An 18,561-nucleotide genomic window follows, 5' to 3' on the forward strand; every position below is an offset into this window, starting at 1 on the left:
GTATTCAGTCAAGCCACATAACCGCACCTGTTCCGCGGTCTTTTGACGCATAAGCTTCAACGTCCGGACAACCGCGGTGCAATCAAAGAGACACGTGGAGGAAACGACGATGGCCTATGTTGATGGATTTCTGTTGACGGTCCCAGCCAAGAAGCTGGCTGCCTATCGCCGGATGTCCGCCAAGGCCGGCAAGGTCTGGAAGCATTACGGCGCGCTCGAATACCGCGAATGCGTGGGCGACGATGTGAACGTGAAGTGGGGCCTGCCGTTTCCGAAGCGCGTGAAGCCGAAGAAGGGCGAAGTCATCGTGTTCTCGTGGATCGTCTACAAGTCGCGCGCCCATCGTGACAAGATCTTGCCCAAGATCATGCAAGATAAGCGCCTGGCGATGGACCCCAAGTCCATGCCGTTCGACATGAAGCGCATGTCCTATGGCGGGTTCAAAGTGATCGTCGATATGTAACGAGACAATTCAGCCGGAGGAGATTTCAGCCATGCAAGCGATTGTCCCCTATCTCACAGTCAGCAACGCGTCCGAAGCGATCGATTTCTACAAGAAGGCGTTCGACGCCAAGGAGAATTCCCGCATGCCGGAGGAGAACGGCAAGCGCATCATGCATGCCGATCTCACCATCCATGGCGGCACCATCTTCGTGATGGACGAGTTTCCGGAATATGGCAGCGCCAAGCATCCGAATGCCGAGCGCAAGAGCCCCGTCGGGATTGTCATCCAGCTCTCCACGCCGAAGGACGTGGATGCCGTCTATGCCCAGGCCGTCGCCGCCGGCGCCAAGAGCACGCAGGAGCCGGCCGACATGTTCTGGGGCGCCCGCTACGCCGCGATGCTCGACCCGTTTGGCCATGAATGGATGCTGAACTCGGCGCTGGAGAAGAAATAGGAGACCACCATGCAAGACCAAAAGATCGCCTCTGAAGCGGAGTGGATCGAAGCCCGCAAGACCATGCTCGCCGAGGAGAAGAAGCTAGCTACGGCGCGCGAACGAGTCGCCGCCGCGCGCCGCGACCTGCCCTGGCTCAAGATCGAGAAGGACTACGCGTTCGACACGGTCGACGGCAGGAAGACTTTGTCCGACCTGTTCGACGGACGCAGCCGGCTGTTCGTCCAGCACTTCATGTTCGCGCCGGAGTGGGAGGCAGGTTGCCCGGGCTGCTCCTTCGCGACCGATCACATCGATGCAGCGTACAGGCACCTGCGGCACCATGACGTCACCTTCGTGATCGTGTCGCGCGCGCCGCTCGCAAAGCTGCAGGCCTACAGGAAGCGGATGGGCTGGGATGTCAACTGGGTGTCGTCGCTGGGAAGCGATTTCAACTACGACTTCCACGTCTCCTTCACCAAGGAACAGCTGGCAAAGGGCAAGGTCTTCCACAATTTCGAGCTGATCGACAATTCCACGATGGAGGATCTGCCCGGCGGCAGCATCTTCTACAAGGACGCCGACGGCGCGATCTACCTGACCTATGCCGATTACGGCGACGGCAGCGGCGAAGTGCTCGGCACCTACATGATCCTCGACCTCATGCCCAAAGGCCGCAACGAATCAAGCCCGATGAACTGGATCAAGCGGCATGACGAGTACGAGGAAGACAAGAAGAGGAAGGCCAGCTAGTACTGTCCGCCTAATTAAGCTCCCCTTCCCCCCTCGCGGGGGGAAGGGGATTTGTTTGAGTGGGTAAAGAGATCTAGGAGCAGTCATAGTGACCGCGCATATTCAAGGCAAGAGCCGCTGGCTCGCGCTCATCATTCTCTGTCTGGGCGATCTGATGATCGTGCTCGATTCGACGGTCGTGAACGTCGCGCTGCCGTCGATCCGCACCGATCTCGGCTTCTTGGAAACCACCTTGGTCTGGGTGGTGAATGCGTATCTGCTGACCTACGGCGGCTTCCTGCTGCTGGGCGGGCGGCTGGGCGATCTCTATGGGCATCGCAAGCTGTTCCTGATCGGCATCGTATTCTTCACCCTTGCCTCGCTCGCCTGCGGCCTCGCCAACTCGCAAGGACTGCTGATCGCGGCGCGCGCCATCCAGGGCCTCGGCGGCGCCATCGTCTCCGCCGTGGCGCTCTCGCTCATCATGATCATCTTCACCGAGGCGGAGGAGCGCGCAAAGGCGATGGGCGTGTTCGGCTTCGTGATCGCCGGCGGCGGCTCGGTCGGCGTGCTGCTCGGCGGATTGCTGACCGATCTGCTCAATTGGCACTGGGTGTTCCTGGTCAATATCCCGCTCGGCGCCATCGTCTATGCGCTAACACTCGCGCTGGTGCCGGACGATCATGCGGGCGAGAAGAACGAGCGCCTGGATTTCGGCGGCGCCATCACGGTCACCCTGTCGCTGCTGCTCGCGGTCTATGCCATCGTCGACGGCAACGAGGCTGGCTGGGGCTCGCTGCAGACCATCGGATTGCTCGCGCTCGCTGCCATCCTCATGGCGGCATTCCTCGTCATCGAGCTCAAGGTGTCGGCGCCGTTGATGCCGCTCGGCCTGTTTCGCCTGCGCAACCTCTCCGTCGCGAATGTCGCGAGCGTGCTGTGGGCGGCGGCGATGTTCGCCTGGTTCTTCCTGTCCGCGCTCTACATGCAGATCGTGCTGGGCTACAGCCCGATGGAGGTCGGCCTCGCCTTCCTGCCGGGCAATCTCATCATGGGCGCGTTCTCGCTCGGCCTGTCGGCGAAGCTGGTGAACCGCTTCGGCATCCGTGCGCCGCTGGCGGTCGGGTTGCTGCTGGCTGCAGCCGGCCTTGCCTTGTTCGCGCGCGCGCCGGTCGATGGCACGTTCTGGATCGACGTGATGCCGGGCATGACCTTGCTCGGACTCGGCGCCGGCATAGCGTTCAATCCCATCCTGCTCGCCGCCATGAACGATGTCGGCCCGCATGAATCGGGACTGGCATCCGGCATCGTCAACACCTCCTTCATGATGGGCGGCGCGCTCGGTCTCGCGATCCTGGCCAGCCTGGCGGCGGCGCGCACCGCCAACCTGACGGCGCTTGGCGCCAGCATGCCCGTCGCGCTCAATGCCGGATACCAGATCGCCTTCCTGGTCGGCGCGGTGTGTGCCGCGATCGCCGGCGCGCTGGCGCTACTGCTGCGTCCGGCGCGGCCACAGCCCGAAGCGGCTGGAGCGCCCGCGCCCGCCGAAGCGGAGTAGCCCGTTACGAGGCTTGCGCTCTCCCTTCCCGCGATTCATAAGGACTCCGGGACGGGAAGGGGGCTCCATGCTGGACGAGGAAAGCGGCCGGATTCTGGACCGGATGTACGCCGCCATGATGGCGCGGCGCACCGAGGATCCGAAACACAACAAGGCGGCGAGCCTGCTGCAGCGCGGCCGGCCGAAGATCGCGCGCAAGCTGGGCGAGAACGTGTTCGAGACCGCCATCGCCGCGATGGCCAAGGACGCCGACAGCGTGGTGGATGAAAGCGCGAAGCTGCTCTACCTGCTGCTGGCGCTGTGGGCCGATTGCGGCGTCAAGCCTGAGGAAGTCTGGCGCAAGCTGCAAGCCCGCGAGAAATTCGCCGGCCTCGCCGGTCCGGAGCAGGACGAGGCGCGGGAGTAGACTCGTCCTTCACTGTGCATTCCATCAGACGACGTTGCTCATCCCCTCCCCCAACTGGGGGGATCTCAGATCGCCTGTGATGCCCTTCACACGTGTCTCTCCTCGCCCTCTGCAACAATCGCGATGCGGCGCGATGTGCGTCGTGATCGGCGTTTCATGTAGAAGGATTAAGTCCCATGCCGCACTTTGCCATCGTGAGCCGGCACCCGCTGTCCCAGCCGGCGGCGGTCGTGCGCCTGGCCGGGTTCCATGAGATGGCCACCATCACGGACCTGCTGTTCCGTGCCAACCATGAGTATCGCAAGGTCCTGCCGCTGCGGGTCTATGACGCCCATATGCGCGACCTCGGCGCGCTCACCGCAAGCTGGGCGGACAAGGATTTCCTGATCGCGGAATCGGACGGCCGGATGCTCGGCGCCGTCGCCTTCTATCGCGATGCATCGCGCCAGAATTGGAACCTGGGGTGGACGCTGCCGTCGGAATGGGCGAGCCTGCGCGCGCTCGCCGTCAATCCCGAGGTGCGCGGCCGCGGCATTGGGCGGCAGCTGGCGGAGGCTTGCATGCTGCGCGCCTGGCGCATCGGCCGCCAGGTCCTCTCCGTGCACAATGCCGAATTCCAGAGCGTGGCACGCAAGCTCTATCTGCAGATGGGATTCCGGCGCTGCCCGCAATACGACCTCAATGTCGGCGACCTGCCCGATCATGATCCCAACGGCGAGCGCCTCGCCATCGAAGCATTCTGCCTCGGTCTCAAACGGTGAAAGGGCCCATGAACCACGTCCGTGCCTCACAACCGCACACCGGCCAGCATGCGCGCGAGCTTCTGCGCGATCCGGCTTGAAGCTGCAGCGCGTTGCGTCGACGCGCTCGTCCATGAGTATCGTCGTGGCAACGGCGACCTAGTCCTTTCGATATAGATTATGGTTAATCGTTCGTTACACATACTGACGTGTAGCGGCCTATGCCGCTTGCGCGCTGGACAGGATTTTTCGCGCCGTTATCCTGCATTTTAGGTATTCGGCCGACTATGGGCTGGTGGCGCACGCAGACGGCCGGGTGCCGGTGACCTTCAAGTTTTGGGGGGACGCGGCGGATGCGGCGGACTATCCGGTGGTTTCTAGCGGCCCTGATGGCGCTGGGAACGCTCTCAATCCTGGCGACTCAATTGCACGTCAAGCCCGCCGCGGCCGTGGCGTTCGGCAAGGATGACCGGCATCCCGTCCAGCGCACCAAGGGCACCGAGGGCGCTGCGATCGGCCTGGTCTTCTACCAGGCGGCCAATGGCCAGTTCGCGGCCGGCACCGGCTTCCTGGTCTCGCCCTGCCACGTCCTCACCGCCTATCACGTGGCAGCCGGCGGCTACAAAGTGGACGAGACTACCACCAGCACCTTCTATGTCGGCGACGGCAAGATCGGCCCGGATTTCCCCGATCTCAACCGCTTCGCCGAATCGTCGATCGCCCGTCCGGTGGTGTGGGGCCGCTATGTGCGCTTGGGTGAGAACAACAACCTCCTGGTGCGCGCCCAGTCGGTCGAGCGCAACGGCTGGGAGGACTGGGCGCTGCTGGAGCTCGACAAGTGCTTCGGCGCTAAGCCTTATTCCTACGGCTATCTGAAGCTGTCTCCAGTCACCACGCGCGAGATCATGCGGGGCGGTGCTTCGATCGCCGCGCGCTCGGTCGGGCTGCCGGGCGACAAGAGCGTGAAGAGCCTGTGGGAAGATCCGACCTGCCGGCTGATCGGCCAGATCTACGCGTCCGGCTGGCAGCATGATTGCATCACCATCCCGGGCAATTCGGGCGGGCCGCTCCTCATCAAGGACCCGGTCACGGGCGAGCAGCGCGTCGCGGCGATCACAGTCTCACACATCGCGGTCGAGGGGCTTTCTGTTGCCGCTTCGGACGCGCTGGTGCTGGGGCGCGATGATCCGAACTACTACGATTACCTCGCGATCGCCGTGCCGATCGCCGGCCTGATCGAGCGCATCCAGCCCTATCTGACCGATGACGCGCGGGTCGAGCGCTTCCTCGCCAAGCACAGGATCGACGATCACTATAGCTCCGAGCGGTCGAGCGATGCGATCGAGGATCTCGGCGCAGCCATCACGGCGAACGCGAAGAATCCGGAGCTCCACCTGCTGCGCGCGATCTGGAACCGCTATGCCGGACGCGATGAGGATGCGCGGCGCGACCTGGACGCGGTTCTGGCGCTCGATGAGAATTTCGCGCCGGCGCGCTACCTGCGCGCCCGGATGGAGCTGGAAGACGGCGACGCCGACAGCCTGAAGCTCGCCAGCGGCGATTTCACCGTGCTCGCCAACAAGCATGCAGACTCACCCGATGTGCTGCTCTATCGCGCCATCGCACAGAATCGCGCCTCGTCTTACGATGCCGCGATCGCGGACCTCGACCGGGTCCTGAAGCGCCAGCCGAAGAGCGCTGTCGCCGTCAACGAACGCGGCGATGCCTGGCGCGGCCTGCGCAACTATGAGCGCGCGCTGGCCGACTACAGCAAGGCCATCACCTTCGCTTCGGACTGGCCGGAAGCCTACCGCGACCGCGGCTATCTCTATCACCTGCTGGCGCGTTCCGAGGAGGCGCGCGGTGACTTCAACCGCGCCATCAAGCTGAATGCGCGCGATGCCGAGGCTTGGAACGGCCGCGCCCTGGTCTCTCTGTCCGAAGGGCGCATCTCCGAGGCGGTCAGCGACTTCAACCGCGCGCTCGAGCTGATGCCGCAATCCGCCGCCTATTATGCCAACCGCGCAACGGCGCGCATGATCGACGGCGAGGAGAAGCGCGCGATCGAGGATTTCCGCCGCGCCGTTCAGCTCGATCCGGACGAGCCGTTCGTGAACCTGCTCTATTACATCGCCCAGGCGCGCGCCGGCGAGATGGAGAGAGCCAAGACCAGCCTCGAGAAATTCGCGGCCCAGCATCCGGATCAGGATTGGCCGCGCCCGATTGTCGATCTCTTTCTTGGCCGCGGCTCGACGGAAGCGGTGGAGCGGGCTGCGAAGGTTGCCGCGCACAGCAAGGATGTGGCGGGCCAGCGCTTCGATGCCGACTTCTATATCGGGCAATGGGCGCTGCTCGCCGGTGACCAGGCCGCAGCGATGCAGCGCCTCAAGTCGGTCTATGACAGCCGCATGCGGGAGTATCTCGAGTTCGACATCGCGCGCGCCGATCTGAACTCCCTCGGCTCCATCGCCGAAACCCCCACTCGCACCCCCATCGACCCGAAGAAGAACGTGCCCACGGGAAGCAAGAGGTAGAACGTCGGGCAGAAGGCACAATGTCGCCACTGCTCAAACTGTCACCCCGGCCTTGAGCCGGGGTCCATCCATCCGCCGCTCGGGCCGTCGTGAGCTATTGGAGGTACATCCTCTGCAACAAGCCTCATGGCACGCTATACGTCGGGATGACCAATCACATCATTGCGCGTGTGCATCAGCATCGCGAAGGACTCATTGAAGGCTTCACCAAGCGCTATGGCATCACGCGGCTGGTATACTTCGAGGAGTATGCGACGCCCGGGGAAGCGATCGCGCGCGAGAAGACGCTCAAGCGCTGGCCGCGCGCGTGGAACATTGCTTTGATCGAGCGCGCAAATCCGAACTGGGACGACCTGTATGAAGGACTCGCGCGCTGGGCGTAATGCCAACGATCGTGCGGCGGATGAAACGACCCCGGCTCAAGGCCGGGGTGACAGCGGGGGGTAGGCGTCAGCGTGCGTCCGTTCTGACATCTGTCATCTGAAATCTATCACCCCGCCTCGAACCCCTTCAGCACATTCACCGTGTTAACCCCCAGCGCGTCCACGGCGTAGCCGCCTTCCATCACGAACAGAGTCGGGAGGTCGCAGCTTGCGATCTTTTCGCCCATGCGCAGGTAGTCCTCGTGCTGCAGCTTGAAGCGCGAGATCGGGTCCTGCTCGAACGTGTCGAGGCCGAGCGAGACCACCAGCACTTCCGCGCCGTGGGCGATGATGCCCTTCACGGCTTCATCCATCGCGACCTCGTATTCCGGCCATTCGGTGCCCCAGGGCAGCGGCAGGTTGAGATGGTAGCCTTCGCCGGCGCCAAACCCACGCTCACCCGCGTGGCCGAGGAAATACGGAAACTCCTGCTTCGGATCGGCGTGCAGCGAGATGGTCAGCACGTCGCTGCGCTCATAGAAGATCTGTTGCGTGCCGTTGCCGTGGTGATAATCGACATCGAGGATGGCGACGCGCTTGGCGCCGGCATCGCGAAAAGCCTGGGCCGCGATCGCCGCATTGTTGAGGAAGCAATAGCCGCCATAGAAATCGCTGCCCGCATGGTGGCCCGGCGGCCGGCACAGGGCGAACGCCGCGCGCTCGCCCGTCGCCACCAGACGCTGCCCGGTCACCGCGACTTGCGCCGAGGCATAGACCGCGCGCCAAGTGCCCGCGACGATTGGCGTGCCGGCATCGATGGCGTAGTAGCCGAGCTTGCCGTCGATGGAATGCGGCGCCTGCCGCTGCTTGCCCGGCGGCAGCAGGCCGGGCACCGGCCACACATGGGGCAGCGCGTCGAAGGTGCGGCCTGACTTCACCCACTCGTCCCAGCCATCGCGCAGGAATTCCACCAGCCCGCGGTCGTGCACGGCGAGAATCGGATCGAGGCCGAAATCCCGCAGCCCGATCACCTCGCCCAGCTTCTCGGCCTTCACGCGATCGAGCACGATCTCCGCGCGTCGCGGACATTCATGCGGCTTCACCACCTTGCCTTCGAACAGCTCGACATTGCCGTCCTGGTGGCGGTGTTCCTCGCTGTACACCGTATGCATGTGCTGCGCCCTTCTTGCCCCGACAGACACCACCTTGCCCAACCCGATGCCATCGGTCAAAGGTCCACGCGAAGAGGCCGGAGGGTCAGTACGGATTCTGGCTTGGCTGAACCGGGATCGGCTCGTCTGGTGTGGTATCGTCGCGCGGGATCACCGCCGGAGGCTGGTTGCCGTCCTGCGGCTGGCTCTGCTGCTGCTGATTCTGCGGGACGATTTCAGGGGACTCGCCGCGCGGAATGCCCGAAACCCACCATACGATCACGCCCACGATAAAGAGAACGGCAATGCCGACCGCCCAGCGCATGGCGCTGGCCTTGTTGGCCCTGACCGTCGGCATCTCGTTGTTGCGGTCGGCGCTCCGGCGTGCATCATCAGGCATCGGCAGGACCTCCATCGGCGTGGCCCACCATCGTCAACCGGGCGCGTGTCCCGCCGTTGCATGAGGATGACGCTCACCGATCCCGGCAACCGCCAGGGTGCAATCCACTGTCGACGGCCGGCGCATGCCGGCTGCCCTGCTCCCGCGAGTGCCGAAAGGAAGCCCAGTCGGCGCAGTGACAGCGCCGACCCGCGCTTGGGACTCCGCGCGGCTTACTGGGTTGTGGTGGTGCCGCCCCCGGTCGTTCCACCCTCTGCCGGCGGTGCCGTTTCCGTGCCGGTGCCGCCCGTAGCCGGCACTTCCGGCGTCATCGCCTGCTGGCCGAAGGCGAACCAGAGCACCACGACCACGACAACTACCACGACGATGCCGACAACCCACTTGGCCGTATTGGACATTCTTCCCTCTCTCCATGGTTGGAGCGCATTGGTTGCGCCTCGATAACGCAGCCGGCGTAAAATGGTTGCAAGGCCCGGGCGCCAACCTGCATGGCTGGCATGCAGGTTCGCGGGGTGGCCCCGCGCCGAGGGCCCGACTAGGATGCCGACCCGGCCGGTATTGAGGCCGGTCTTTGGTGCGCGCTATCGTCTTTCCAGAAATTTTCCCTTGAACGCCCCCGCTTTCATAAAGTCCGCCACCGCGCCCGTTCTGCGCCAGGACCGGCCGATCTTCGGCATCGCGCTGATCAATCTCGCGGTCATCGTCTTCACGAGCATGGACGCGGTGATCAAGGGCGTGTCGGAAACCTTCCCGACCGGCGAGCTTGTGTTTTTCCGCAACCTGTTCGCGTTTGGTCCGATCCTTGCTTTCATGATGTGGCAAGGCGACGTGACCCTGCGCACGCGCCATGCTGCCGGGCACTTGCTGCGCGGCCTGTTCGGCGTGGGGGCGATGTATTGCTACTTCCTGTCTTACAAGCTGCTGCCGCTGTCGGACGCGATCGCACTTGGCCTGTCGGGACCGATCTTCCTCACCATCCTGTCGATTCCCTTCCTCGGCGAACGCGTCGGCATCCGGCGCTGGTCGGCCTGCATCGTCGGCTTCATCGGCGTGCTGATCATGACCCGCCCTGGCGCCGGCGTGTGGCAGCCCGAAGCTTTGGTGCCGCTGCTCGCCGCTGTGTTCTACGCGCTGGCCATGATCTCGATCCGCAGGCTGACCGCGACCGAGCGCAGCGGCACCATCGTGTTCTATTTCACGCTATTCGCGACGCTCGCCGGGCTCGCGACCGCCCCGCTCGGCGCGATGGACCCCGAGCTCGCCTGGGTCTGGCCATCGCCCAAGGAGTGGCTGATCGTGCTGGCGATCGGGCTGATGGGCGGCTGCGGCCAGATCCTGATCACCATCGCCTTCCGCTGCGCGCCGGTCTCGGTGATCGCGCCGTTCGACTACATGGCGCTGGTCTATGGCTTCATCCTCGGCTTCATGTTCTTCGCCGAGGTGCCCGACGCCTACCTCATCATCGGCGGCGCGACCGTGGTCGCGAGCGGCATCTACATCGTGCACCGCGAAACCGTGATCGCCCGCGAACGCCGCCGTCAGCAGGCCCAATCGCCGTTGCCGGTGGACGCATAAGGCACGCACGGCCTCTCAGCGCCGTGCGCTCGCCAAGTCGATCCCCGCGATCTGCGCGTAGAGGCGCGCGACGGAAGAATCGTCGTCGCGGCCCATTCCGGCGGCGGCGCTCATCAGGAACATCTGCAAGGCGGCGGAGGCGATGGGCACCGGGAACTTCGCGGCACGCGCCATGTCCTGCACGATGCCGAGGTCCTTGACGAAAATGTCGATGGCGCTGCGCGGCGCGTAGTCGTTGTCGAGCACGTGCTGCATGCGGTTCTCGAAGCACCAGGAGTTGCCTGCCGATTTGGTGATCACCTCGTATACCTTGTGAAGGTCGAGGCCCTGTTTGGCGGCGAACGCCATGGCTTCGCTCGCCACCGCGATATGCACGCCCGCCAGCAGCTGGTTGATCATCTTGAAGGCGGCGCCGGTCCCCGGCTTGTCGCCGAGCGCGTAGATGTTGGCCGCCATGGCCTCGAGCGCGCCGCGCGCCTTTGTGAACGCCGCTGCGCTGCCCGAAGCGAGAATGGTGAGCGCGCCTTCCGCCGCGCGCACGGCGCCGCCGCTGATCGGCGCGTCGAGATAGTGCCGCCCGGTCGCTTCCAGCCGCGCTGCAAGCGCGCGGGCTGCCTCCGGATCCATGGTGGCGGAGGAGATGAAGGCGCCGCCCTTCGCAAGCGTCTCCGCGGCGCCACTCTCGCCGAACAGAATGGACTCCGTTTGCGCCGCATTGACCACCACCGAGACGACGATCTCCGCATCGCGCGCCGCGTCCGCCGGCGTTGCGGCGCCCTGCCCGCCCGCGGCCACGAAGCGCGAGACGGCGGCCTGGCTGACGTCGCAGCCCGTCACCGCGAAGCCGGCGCGCTGCAGCGACTGCGCCATGCCCAGTCCCATCGATCCAAGCCCGATCACCGCGATGCGTTGCGTCATGAAAGATCCTCCAACTGCGGCAAGCGATCAGGCATACAGCGCCCGGATCATCGCGCCGGTCAAGCCGGCGCGACGTCGCGTGCCCGACGCCCATGCATCTTGAAAAACCCAGACCGCTCCGTCCTGTGCGATCAGCCGTGACTTGCGGTAGCAAATGGCGCTATTGTTACACCAGTGGGGCCGCCGGGGTGGCGCTGCATGGAGTCATCGGACTTTCGGATCGAGACGCCGCCGATCGTGGCGGATGAACGCCTGCGGTCGCTCTATGAATATTGGCACGCGCTCGCGGTAGAAGCCCGCGGATTGCCCTCTCTCCAGGCCTTCGATCCGCTGCATCTGCCCAAGCTGATCCCGAATCTCTGGATCATGGAGGTCGAGCCCGACACGCGCCGCTTCCGCATGCGCCTCGCCGGCGAGAGCATCAACCTCATCTATCGGCGCAATATCGGCGGGCAATATTTCAACGATGTGTTCGAGCGCACGGAAGTCGACCTGATGGTTGCCCGCTACACCCGCGCTCTTGGCGAACCTTGCATCGTGTGCGCCGTCGGCGCCGTCTATGCCGCGGCGGGCCGCTTCTCCCAGGGCGAGCGGCTGGCCCTGCCGATGCTGGGGCGCAGCGGCCTCACCGACACCATGCTTGGCGCCACCATCTATGACGACCACATCGTCGCGGGCGGCGCCATCCACGTCTTGCACAACGAACCGGTTTTCTATGCCGTGCGCGCGGCCAATCACCGGCCGCCGCAGATCGTCGGTGGATAAAGCTATCGGCTCAGCCTCGGCGCCTGGAACGCCACGAACCCGTTGATGCCGGCGGCCAGCATCAGGAAGACACCGAACGGCACCGCCATCGGCCCGAGAACGGGCTCCTCCATCGCGCCGGCGCCTGCGAGCGCGGCCCCGGTTGCGAGGGCGACCACCGCCACACCCAGCGCGGTGGAGCGCCGGACGCGGCCGGTGAGGTGCGCGAACAGGAAGAGAGCGGAAGAGACCAAAACCGCAATCAAGACGGCAGAGCCGATCAATATCGATACGAACATGTCAATGGCAATACGAAGCTCGATGATGAGCGAGACTACCGCACGATCATGGCGAAATGGTGAATGGATGGTGCCATCATTTTGCCGCTTTCGGGCGCCCGTCCATATCGGCCAAAAGGCATAGACAAGGGCTTTCACGGCTCGCCAAGCACCGCCGGCAATTCCGCGAGCGAGCGGATGCGGCGCAACCCTTGCGCTTCCGGCCGGCGTACCTGCACCACGCCCCACGGGCCGCGCGCGATGTGGATGGCTTGCATGCCGGCTTTCAAAGCCGGCAGCACATCATTGTCGATGCGGTCGCCGATATAGGTGATCTGCGCGGGCAGACAGCCGGCTTCAGCGACGATGCGTCTCCCCGACGTCGAACACCAGCATCATCAGATCGGCAGACCTGCTTTGCGCAAGCCGGTGTACAGGCGTTCCAGGCTTGCAGGCTCCTTCGCAGGGAAGCACTTCGACCAATAGAGTCGCCAGCCTTCTGCATCGTCGGCTGGCGGGCCGGCCTCCTCGGCCTGCAGGCGCGCGCGAAATGCCGCGAGTGCCGCGTGCGCGTCGATAGCGCGATCGAGGTTGGCATAGGAAGCGGCCACCCAGGCGAACATCGGCGCAGGTGGATGCAGCATCCGCCCGAATGTCGCGATCGCTTGATCGTATCGCCCCAGCAGATATTCGGCTATGACGCGGGTTGTGAGGCAATGGTCGGGCAGGTTGGGAGCGCGGCGGACGGCTTCACTCGAGCACCAGATGCCCTGTTCGAGCTTGCCGGCGCAAGTCGAAAGCCAGCCCTTGAAGCAGTAGTTGTCCAGCGCATTCGGATTGAGGGCGATCGCCTCGTCGATCTGTGCCTCCGCTATCTCGTAGTTGCCGTTGATCCACCAGTGCGCCCAGGCAAGGCCCAGGTGAACCCGGCTGTCCTGGTCATCGAGCCGCGCCGCCTCCTGCGTGAGCTCGAACAATTGCGCCGCTGCCGCTGCCGAATCTGCCGTCCAATTGGATATGGCTTCGTAGAAGTATGTCTCGGCAAGGCAGATATAGGCCTCCGCGCAATCCGGCTCCATCTCCCGGCAGCGCCGGAACAGAGCGCGCGCCTCGAGCACGTCCTCCTGCGCCCCCTGCTCGAGTCGATCCTTGCCCCTCAGGACAAGATCATAGGCCGTCAGGCTTGCGACACTCTTGCGCAAGGCGCGGCGCCGGTCGGAGTCTTCGATCCTGCCCGCGATGCTGGCGACGACGGCCCGCGTGATCTCATCCTGTACGGCGAACACATCCTCCAGCTCGCGGTCGTACCGCTCGACCCAGATGTGATTGCCGGTGGCTGCCTCGATTAGCTGCACCGCGACCCGCAGGCGCGTGCCGGCCGTTCGAACGCTGCCGACGACGACGTATCGCACGCCGAGATCGTGTCCCACGCGGCGCAGGTCCACCTCCTTGTCACGAAACTGGAAGGAGGAGTGATGGGCGATGACGAGCAGCTGCCGGAAGCGCGACAAACCCGCAACGATATCCACGGCTATGCCATCGCTGAAGTAGCGCTGCTCGGAATCGCCGCTCAGATTGACGAAGGGGAGCACGGCGATCGATGGCTTGGCGTGGAATTCGTCGCTGCCCGCCATCGCCATGACTGGGTTGCCTTCGTGCGCCCCTATGCCCGATACGCGACAAATCCGAATCGGCTGCGCAATGTTCTTCACGCTTTGCCGGCCGAGATCCTCGAATTCGACCTCGATCTTGTTGCGCACGTGATCGACCACCGTTTCGGAGAGCCAGATACCCCCCGCGCTGGCGATCGATTCCAGTCGTGCCGCGATATTGACGCACTCGCCGTAGAGATCGTCGCCTTCGACGATCACATCGCCCAGATTGATGCCGACCCGCAGCAGGATTTTGCGGTCTTCGGCCAACCCCGCATTGGCCTCCTCCATCCGCTTCTGCAGATCGACGGCGCAGCGCACGGCATTCACGGCACTCGCGAATTCCACGAGCACCCCGTCGCCCATGAGCTTGACGATGCGCCCGTGATGCTCGGCCAGAAGCGGCGACAGGATATTTCGCCACCGGGCGGTCAGCACATCCAGCGTGCCGGCTTCGTCGATCTCCATGAGCCGGGTGTAGCCGACAACGTCGGCGGCGAGGATGGCGGCAAGGCGACGCTCCATGCCAAATCTCCCTCCGCTGCAAGAGTAGCGCATCGCCGCCTCCGGTTCTACGCCTTGGAAAAGGCGGAATTCCGGCGCCGGCGCCAACGAAATCGCGGCCCCGCAGTCGAGCGCGCTGGCTATCCCGTGGATTGGTTCGGCAGCGGCAGGGCGCGCGGCGGCACCGGCGAGGATTGCAGGATCGAGGTCGTGGTCTGTCCATAGACCAGAAACTTGTCGAGCAGGCCGTCGAGCTCGTCGAGCGAGCGCAGGTGCAGGCGCATCAGGAAGCAATCCTCGCCGGTGATGCGGTGGCACTCCGTCACCTGCGGGATCGACTGCGCCAGCTTGATGATCTTCGGCAATTGCCCGGGCATCGGCCGCACGCGCACCAGGATGGAGATCGGGTAGCCCAGCGCCTTGGGATCCAGTTCCACCCGCCAGCCTTTGATCACGCCCGCTTCCTCCAGCCGCACCAGCCGCTCCCGTGTCGCTGGCGCTGACAGCCCCACCCGCCGCGCGAGGTCGGTGACGGACGCGCGCGGAGTCTTCAGCAACGCCGCCAGGAGCTTTTGATTGCGGGAATCGAGTAATAGCTTCGAAATGGTCATGTGATGCGTCACTGACATTGAATTTGAAGGTGTCGAGCCCAAGAAGCTTTCCATCCATCATAGAGGCGATGCGCCCCCTTTGCCACACTCTCATCTGTCATCCCGGTCTTGAGCCGGGATCCATTCCGCCGTCACACGCGCGGCTGAACCATGGAACCCGGCTCAAGACTGGCTCAAGGCCGGGGGTGACGGAAGGAGAGCAGGTTGGGCATGACAGCGACACCAGCAACGCCTGCAGCGATCACCCACCGCATCCCGCCGCACGCCTATTTCGTGGTGAGCGCGGTGTTCCATTATCTCGGGCCCTCCTTCGCCGTGCTGCTGTTCGCGGCGATTGAGCCGCTCGGCGTGGCATGGCTGCGCATTGCGAGTGCGGCGATCGTGTTCGCGTTCTGGCGTCGGCCCGTTCGCTACCTGCGCAAGGCGACCGCGCGAGAGCGCTGGCTGATCGTCGCCATGGCGGCGACGCTGGCGGCGATGAATGGCTGTTTCTATCTCGCGATCGCGCGGCTGCCGCTAGCGACCGTCGGCGCGATCGAGTTCTTCGGTCCGATCCTGCTCGCCGCGCTGGGCCTGCGCAGTCAGCGCAACATTGTCGCGCTCTCGCTGGCCGTGGCGGGCGTGTGGTTCCTGACCGATGCGCGCTGGCTGGCGGAGCCGGTGGGCTATCTCTACGCGTTCGCGAACTGCGCCTTGTTCGTGCTCTACATTGTGCTCGGCCATCGCCTGGCGGCGCAAGGCGGTGCCGGCGGCATCGAACGTTTGAGCGCGTCGATGCTGGTGGCTTCCATCTTCGCGCTGCCCGTCGGCATCGAGCAGGCGATGCCGGCCTTCACCAACCCGCTGCTGCTGGCCGCGGGAATCGGCGTCGGCATCTCGTCGTCGGTCATTCCCTATGTGTGCGACCAGCTCGCGATGGCGCGCCTGCCGCGCGCGACATTCGCCTTGATGCTCGCGCTCCTGCCCGCCACCGCGGCCGTCATTGGCGCGATCGTGCTGCAGCAGATTCCGACCAGTGTGGAATGCGCCGGCCTCGCGCTGGTGATCCTAGGCGTCGCGCTCCACCGCGCGGAAACGCGACGCTAGCCCAGTTCGCTACTTCGGCGCGACGACCGTGAAGTAAGGCGCCGTCGGCTTGTCGGTTGCCGCGAACGGCCCCGGCACCCTGTGCTTCACCGGCTTCAGCGAGCGCAGATAGGCGACCAGTGCCTCGGCATCATCAGCGCTGATGTGGCTATAGGACATCCACGGCATGATTGGCGCGAGCTGGCGGCCGTCCGGGCGGACGCCGGTCGTGAAGGCGGTGATGATCTCCGCATCCGTCCATTTGCCGAGACCCGTCTCCTCGTCCGGCGTCAGGTTCGGTGGATACAAGACGCCCATGCCCGGCATCTCGAACCCGATGTCGGAGCCGGAAAGCGGTGTCTCCAGATTCGGCTGCGGCGTGAAGGCGCCGGTATTGTGACAGCCGCCGCAATCCATGATGTGCGCGAGATACTGGCCGCGTTCGACCGGCGTCTCGGCAGCGGCGCCATAAGAGAGGAAGGATATGGCGGCAACGCCGGCCACCAGGATACACACGTGCATGATGGGCTTCTCCCCTAGTCAGTAGCGCTTCACACCACACTCAAACAGCGCGGCGCAAGCCGCGCTCACTCGGGTTGTGACCTGGATCACAGCGACCACCGCCGAGCGAGCGCGGCGGCCCGCGACGATCCGCTTCTCCTCGTGCCGGGCATGAACCTTTGAATGCCGGGTCATTGCGCCTGGGATTCGTCGAGCGCGGCGCGAACCAGGGCACGCACCGCCCAGCTCTTCACGGCGCGTGCGGTCTTCTCGTCGAGGCGCAGGACGTCGCGGAACACCACCATCGATTCCGAACCGAAGATCATGGCCAGCGCGGCGCGCAGCCTATTGTAGTTGGCCTTCTTGAACCGGGTGCGGGCGGGGGCGAGCGCCGCTTCGATCAGGGGCGTCCGGCGGTTCTGCCGATATGGCACCGCTTCGCCGTCCGTCTCACGCGCGGCACGCGCGACAGAGGCCGACAGCATGAGCCGGATCGCGGCCTCGTTATCGAATACCATCCGATGCATGGCAGCTTCGGCCCGGTCGACCCGCTCTTCCGGGTCGATCGACGCGTCGCCGGCGAATAGCGCGTCCCAATCCGGCGCTGCGGTGTCCAGCGGTGCTTCCACCAGGAGCGCCTCGACATTCGGGAAGTAGCGGTATGCCGTTGCGCGCGACACCCGCGCGGCCTCGGCCACCTCTTCGAGGCTCGGCTTGTGCCCGTTCTTCATCAGGCGCCCGGCCGCATCGATCAGGTCTTTGCGGGTCCGGTAGCGCTGGTTGCTCCGCTCGGGTGGCTTTCTCTTTGACATCTCAGCCCTGCAGCTGCTGGATCACCGCCGCCAGATCTGGCCACACCGCCTCGCGCCGGATCTGACCGTCCTCATCGAACTCCATGACGTGGAGGAGGCGGAACTCCAGCGGGCGGCCCTTGCCCTCGAGGCCGAACGGCCGGCCGACCGCCCTGCCCTTCCAGAGCGATTCGTCCACCAGGAAGCCATCGCCGTACAGCCGCCTGATGCAGGTGACCTGGCCGTCCGCCAGGTCGGCGAACAGCGTCTCGTAGAACGGCCGCACGTGATCGCGGCCGTGCGATGGGCCGTTCGGCCAGCCGACCACGTCATGCTCCACGTCGGTGGCGAGGGTGGAAAGGACGCCCGCCACGTCGTCGCGCGCCTCGAAGCCGAAATGCTCGTCGATCTTCCGGTCCATGTCCGCAGGCGTCAGGCCCATGTCGCGGCTCCATGCAGGTCGTCAACTCAATACGGCCGTCATATAATGAGACGATCGTCTCGTGTCAAGACGTTTCGCTCATAAGGCGACCGGCGCAGACAGGGTCGCCGCTGACTGATGGGCCCGTTTTTGTTCCAGTTTTGAGAGCGGACAGGGTGCCTGGCGCTACTTCCGCCCCAGCCTTTTCTCGATCGCGTCCCAGATGCGGTCTTCGAGCACGACCTGGTGACACGGTCACGGCTGACGGCACTGTCATGCTGACGCTGCTATGTCTACAAGGGGATGCGCAGCTGGATAGCGTCATGGGCTACACGGTCAAGATTCGCGGCAGATATTGGCGACCACTGGGCACGGTGGAGCATGTCCAGCAGGAGATCGCAAAGGTATTTCCCTCTGCAACGTTCGCTGTCCAGCACGATCCCATCCTCGCGTTATCGCGGATGGATCGTTTTCGCGCCGTGTCGCAGATCAAGGTCGGCGGTCCCTTGCGCTTTGTTCTTAGGCCGCGCCTGCTTCTGAGCGCACTTAGACGGCCAAGATACCCGTACTTTGTGGGTCGTGAGCAAGGCGACGGCTACGTGGTGGAGTTCTTCCTGGGATCTGACCCGATTGTCAGCAAGGTGTTCGTGACGCTCTATGGGAGCGATTGGGATACGCCCGGTCGGCGGTGCAACCAGTTGATCGCGAACACCGGATGGGTGCTGAAACCGTAGCGGCAA

General features: G+C 64.6%; 23 protein-coding genes. 12 read left to right on the plus strand and 11 right to left on the minus strand.

The window, feature by feature from the left end:
* Positions 1–109: 109 nt before the first annotated feature.
* The 8 genes from DTX69_RS15465 (at position 110) to DTX69_RS15500 (ending at position 7,231) form a co-directional block, all read left to right on the plus strand.
* Positions 110–463 (plus strand): DUF1428 domain-containing protein, encoded by a 354-nt coding sequence (locus tag DTX69_RS15465; RefSeq protein ID WP_119302453.1) that lies wholly within the window; start codon positions 110–112, stop codon positions 461–463.
* Positions 464–494: 31 nt separating this feature from the next.
* Positions 495–899, plus strand: a complete 405-nt coding sequence (locus DTX69_RS15470; RefSeq protein ID WP_284735807.1) for a VOC family protein — start codon at positions 495–497, stop codon at positions 897–899.
* 9 nt (positions 900–908) lie between these two features.
* Positions 909–1,631 carry a DUF899 domain-containing protein gene (locus DTX69_RS15475; protein ID WP_119302455.1) on the plus strand — a complete coding sequence of 241 codons (723 nt, stop codon included), beginning with the start codon at positions 909–911 and terminating at the stop codon, positions 1,629–1,631.
* Positions 1,632–1,719: 88 nt separating this feature from the next.
* Positions 1,720–3,168: a DHA2 family efflux MFS transporter permease subunit gene (locus tag DTX69_RS15480; RefSeq protein WP_119302456.1), complete on the plus strand. Its 1,449-nt coding sequence runs from the start codon at positions 1,720–1,722 to the stop codon at positions 3,166–3,168.
* Between the two features lie 67 nt (positions 3,169–3,235).
* Positions 3,236–3,574, plus strand: a complete 339-nt coding sequence (hisE, locus tag DTX69_RS15485) for a phosphoribosyl-ATP diphosphatase (RefSeq protein ID WP_119302457.1) — start codon at positions 3,236–3,238, stop codon at positions 3,572–3,574.
* Positions 3,575–3,750: 176 nt separating this feature from the next.
* On the plus strand, positions 3,751–4,335 hold the full coding sequence (locus DTX69_RS15490) for a GNAT family N-acetyltransferase (protein WP_119302458.1): 585 nt from the start codon (positions 3,751–3,753) through the stop codon (positions 4,333–4,335).
* Between the two features lie 332 nt (positions 4,336–4,667).
* Entirely contained in the window at positions 4,668–6,848 is a 2,181-nt protein-coding gene (locus DTX69_RS15495; protein WP_119302459.1) for a tetratricopeptide repeat protein, read from the plus strand.
* 89 nt (positions 6,849–6,937) lie between these two features.
* Positions 6,938–7,231, plus strand: coding sequence for a GIY-YIG nuclease family protein (locus DTX69_RS15500; protein WP_119302460.1), 294 nt, complete (start codon positions 6,938–6,940; stop codon positions 7,229–7,231).
* A 107-nt stretch (positions 7,232–7,338) separates the two neighbouring features.
* Here the strand turns inward: DTX69_RS15500 and DTX69_RS15505 are convergent, their stop codons facing one another.
* The 3 genes from DTX69_RS15505 to DTX69_RS15515 form a co-directional block, all read right to left on the minus strand.
* The gene (locus DTX69_RS15505; protein ID WP_119302636.1) at positions 7,339–8,382 is read right to left on the minus strand and encodes a histone deacetylase family protein; all 1,044 of its coding nucleotides are present in this window, start codon (positions 8,380–8,382) and stop codon (positions 7,339–7,341) included.
* An 85-nt stretch (positions 8,383–8,467) separates the two neighbouring features.
* A complete protein-coding gene (locus tag DTX69_RS15510) occupies positions 8,468–8,776 on the minus strand; it encodes a hypothetical protein (RefSeq protein ID WP_119302461.1) in 309 nt (102 codons plus the stop codon).
* A 197-nt stretch (positions 8,777–8,973) separates the two neighbouring features.
* Positions 8,974–9,159, minus strand: a complete 186-nt coding sequence (locus DTX69_RS15515) for a hypothetical protein (protein WP_119302462.1) — start codon at positions 9,157–9,159, stop codon at positions 8,974–8,976.
* 208 nt (positions 9,160–9,367) lie between these two features.
* On the opposite strand from DTX69_RS15515, the gene DTX69_RS15520 reads away from it, so the two are divergent.
* Positions 9,368–10,336, plus strand: coding sequence for a DMT family transporter (locus tag DTX69_RS15520; protein WP_162917213.1), 969 nt, complete (start codon positions 9,368–9,370; stop codon positions 10,334–10,336).
* Positions 10,337–10,351: 15 nt separating this feature from the next.
* On the opposite strand, the gene ltnD is transcribed toward DTX69_RS15520, so the two are convergent.
* Positions 10,352–11,254 carry an L-threonate dehydrogenase gene (ltnD, locus tag DTX69_RS15525; RefSeq protein ID WP_119302464.1) on the minus strand — a complete coding sequence of 301 codons (903 nt, stop codon included), beginning with the start codon at positions 11,252–11,254 and terminating at the stop codon, positions 10,352–10,354.
* Positions 11,255–11,452: 198 nt separating this feature from the next.
* On the opposite strand from ltnD, the gene DTX69_RS15530 reads away from it, so the two are divergent.
* Positions 11,453–12,019 (plus strand): PAS domain-containing protein, encoded by a 567-nt coding sequence (locus DTX69_RS15530; RefSeq protein ID WP_119302465.1) that lies wholly within the window; start codon positions 11,453–11,455, stop codon positions 12,017–12,019.
* Positions 12,020–12,021: 2 nt separating this feature from the next.
* Here the strand turns inward: DTX69_RS15530 and DTX69_RS30175 are convergent, their stop codons facing one another.
* The 4 genes from DTX69_RS30175 to DTX69_RS15550 form a co-directional block, all read right to left on the minus strand.
* Entirely contained in the window at positions 12,022–12,264 is a 243-nt protein-coding gene (locus tag DTX69_RS30175; protein ID WP_162917214.1) for a hypothetical protein, read from the minus strand.
* Between the two features lie 167 nt (positions 12,265–12,431).
* Entirely contained in the window at positions 12,432–12,644 is a 213-nt protein-coding gene (locus DTX69_RS15540; RefSeq protein WP_119302467.1) for an HAD family hydrolase, read from the minus strand.
* Positions 12,645–12,674: 30 nt separating this feature from the next.
* Entirely contained in the window at positions 12,675–14,453 is a 1,779-nt protein-coding gene (locus DTX69_RS15545) for an adenylate/guanylate cyclase domain-containing protein (RefSeq protein WP_162917215.1), read from the minus strand.
* Between the two features lie 119 nt (positions 14,454–14,572).
* A complete protein-coding gene (locus DTX69_RS15550; protein ID WP_119302469.1) occupies positions 14,573–15,043 on the minus strand; it encodes an Lrp/AsnC family transcriptional regulator in 471 nt (156 codons plus the stop codon).
* A gap of 210 nt (positions 15,044–15,253) precedes the next feature.
* On the opposite strand from DTX69_RS15550, the gene DTX69_RS15555 reads away from it, so the two are divergent.
* Positions 15,254–16,129, plus strand: coding sequence for an EamA family transporter (locus DTX69_RS15555; RefSeq protein WP_119302470.1), 876 nt, complete (start codon positions 15,254–15,256; stop codon positions 16,127–16,129).
* A gap of 9 nt (positions 16,130–16,138) precedes the next feature.
* Here the strand turns inward: DTX69_RS15555 and DTX69_RS15560 are convergent, their stop codons facing one another.
* From DTX69_RS15560 to DTX69_RS15570, 3 genes are all read right to left on the minus strand, one after another.
* Complete coding sequence (locus tag DTX69_RS15560) at positions 16,139–16,630, minus strand: c-type cytochrome (protein ID WP_119302471.1); 492 nt, start codon at positions 16,628–16,630, stop codon at positions 16,139–16,141.
* A 170-nt stretch (positions 16,631–16,800) separates the two neighbouring features.
* Complete coding sequence (locus tag DTX69_RS15565) at positions 16,801–17,421, minus strand: TetR/AcrR family transcriptional regulator (protein ID WP_119302472.1); 621 nt, start codon at positions 17,419–17,421, stop codon at positions 16,801–16,803.
* A 1-nt stretch (position 17,422) separates the two neighbouring features.
* A complete protein-coding gene (locus tag DTX69_RS15570) occupies positions 17,423–17,842 on the minus strand; it encodes an ester cyclase (RefSeq protein WP_119302473.1) in 420 nt (139 codons plus the stop codon).
* A gap of 302 nt (positions 17,843–18,144) precedes the next feature.
* Between DTX69_RS15570 and DTX69_RS15575 the strand changes: the two genes are divergently transcribed.
* The gene (locus DTX69_RS15575) at positions 18,145–18,555 is read left to right on the plus strand and encodes a hypothetical protein (protein ID WP_119302474.1); all 411 of its coding nucleotides are present in this window, start codon (positions 18,145–18,147) and stop codon (positions 18,553–18,555) included.
* Positions 18,556–18,561: the final 6 nt, after the last annotated feature.

The organism is Dongia deserti (assembly GCF_003574735.1).
GTDB lineage: Bacteria > Pseudomonadota > Alphaproteobacteria > Dongiales > Dongiaceae > Dongia_A > Dongia_A deserti.

What these genes read in the sequence shown, in the direction of transcription:
- DTX69_RS15465 (WP_119302453.1), top strand. Translation starts at nt 110, where the DNA reads ATGGCCTATGTTGATGGATTTCTGTTGACGGTCCCAGCCAAGAAGCTG.
- DTX69_RS15470 (WP_284735807.1), top strand. Translation starts at nt 495, where the DNA reads ATGCAAGCGATTGTCCCCTATCTCACAGTCAGCAACGCGTCCGAAGCG.
- DTX69_RS15475 (WP_119302455.1), top strand. Translation starts at nt 909, where the DNA reads ATGCAAGACCAAAAGATCGCCTCTGAAGCGGAGTGGATCGAAGCCCGC.
- hisE (WP_119302457.1), top strand. Translation starts at nt 3,236, where the DNA reads ATGCTGGACGAGGAAAGCGGCCGGATTCTGGACCGGATGTACGCCGCC.
- DTX69_RS15490 (WP_119302458.1), top strand. Translation starts at nt 3,751, where the DNA reads ATGCCGCACTTTGCCATCGTGAGCCGGCACCCGCTGTCCCAGCCGGCG.
- DTX69_RS15495 (WP_119302459.1), top strand. Translation starts at nt 4,668, where the DNA reads ATGCGGCGGACTATCCGGTGGTTTCTAGCGGCCCTGATGGCGCTGGGA.
- DTX69_RS15505 (WP_119302636.1), bottom strand. Translation starts at nt 8,382, where the DNA reads ATGCATACGGTGTACAGCGAGGAACACCGCCACCAGGACGGCAATGTC.
- DTX69_RS15510 (WP_119302461.1), bottom strand. Translation starts at nt 8,776, where the DNA reads ATGGAGGTCCTGCCGATGCCTGATGATGCACGCCGGAGCGCCGACCGC.
- DTX69_RS15515 (WP_119302462.1), bottom strand. Translation starts at nt 9,159, where the DNA reads ATGTCCAATACGGCCAAGTGGGTTGTCGGCATCGTCGTGGTAGTTGTC.
- ltnD (WP_119302464.1), bottom strand. Translation starts at nt 11,254, where the DNA reads ATGACGCAACGCATCGCGGTGATCGGGCTTGGATCGATGGGACTGGGC.
- DTX69_RS15530 (WP_119302465.1), top strand. Translation starts at nt 11,453, where the DNA reads ATGGAGTCATCGGACTTTCGGATCGAGACGCCGCCGATCGTGGCGGAT.
- DTX69_RS15545 (WP_162917215.1), bottom strand. Translation starts at nt 14,453, where the DNA reads ATGGAGCGTCGCCTTGCCGCCATCCTCGCCGCCGACGTTGTCGGCTAC.
- DTX69_RS15550 (WP_119302469.1), bottom strand. Translation starts at nt 15,043, where the DNA reads ATGACCATTTCGAAGCTATTACTCGATTCCCGCAATCAAAAGCTCCTG.
- DTX69_RS15555 (WP_119302470.1), top strand. Translation starts at nt 15,254, where the DNA reads ATGACAGCGACACCAGCAACGCCTGCAGCGATCACCCACCGCATCCCG.
- DTX69_RS15560 (WP_119302471.1), bottom strand. Translation starts at nt 16,630, where the DNA reads ATGCACGTGTGTATCCTGGTGGCCGGCGTTGCCGCCATATCCTTCCTC.
- DTX69_RS15565 (WP_119302472.1), bottom strand. Translation starts at nt 17,421, where the DNA reads ATGTCAAAGAGAAAGCCACCCGAGCGGAGCAACCAGCGCTACCGGACC.
- DTX69_RS15570 (WP_119302473.1), bottom strand. Translation starts at nt 17,842, where the DNA reads ATGGGCCTGACGCCTGCGGACATGGACCGGAAGATCGACGAGCATTTC.
- DTX69_RS15575 (WP_119302474.1), top strand. Translation starts at nt 18,145, where the DNA reads ATGGGCTACACGGTCAAGATTCGCGGCAGATATTGGCGACCACTGGGC.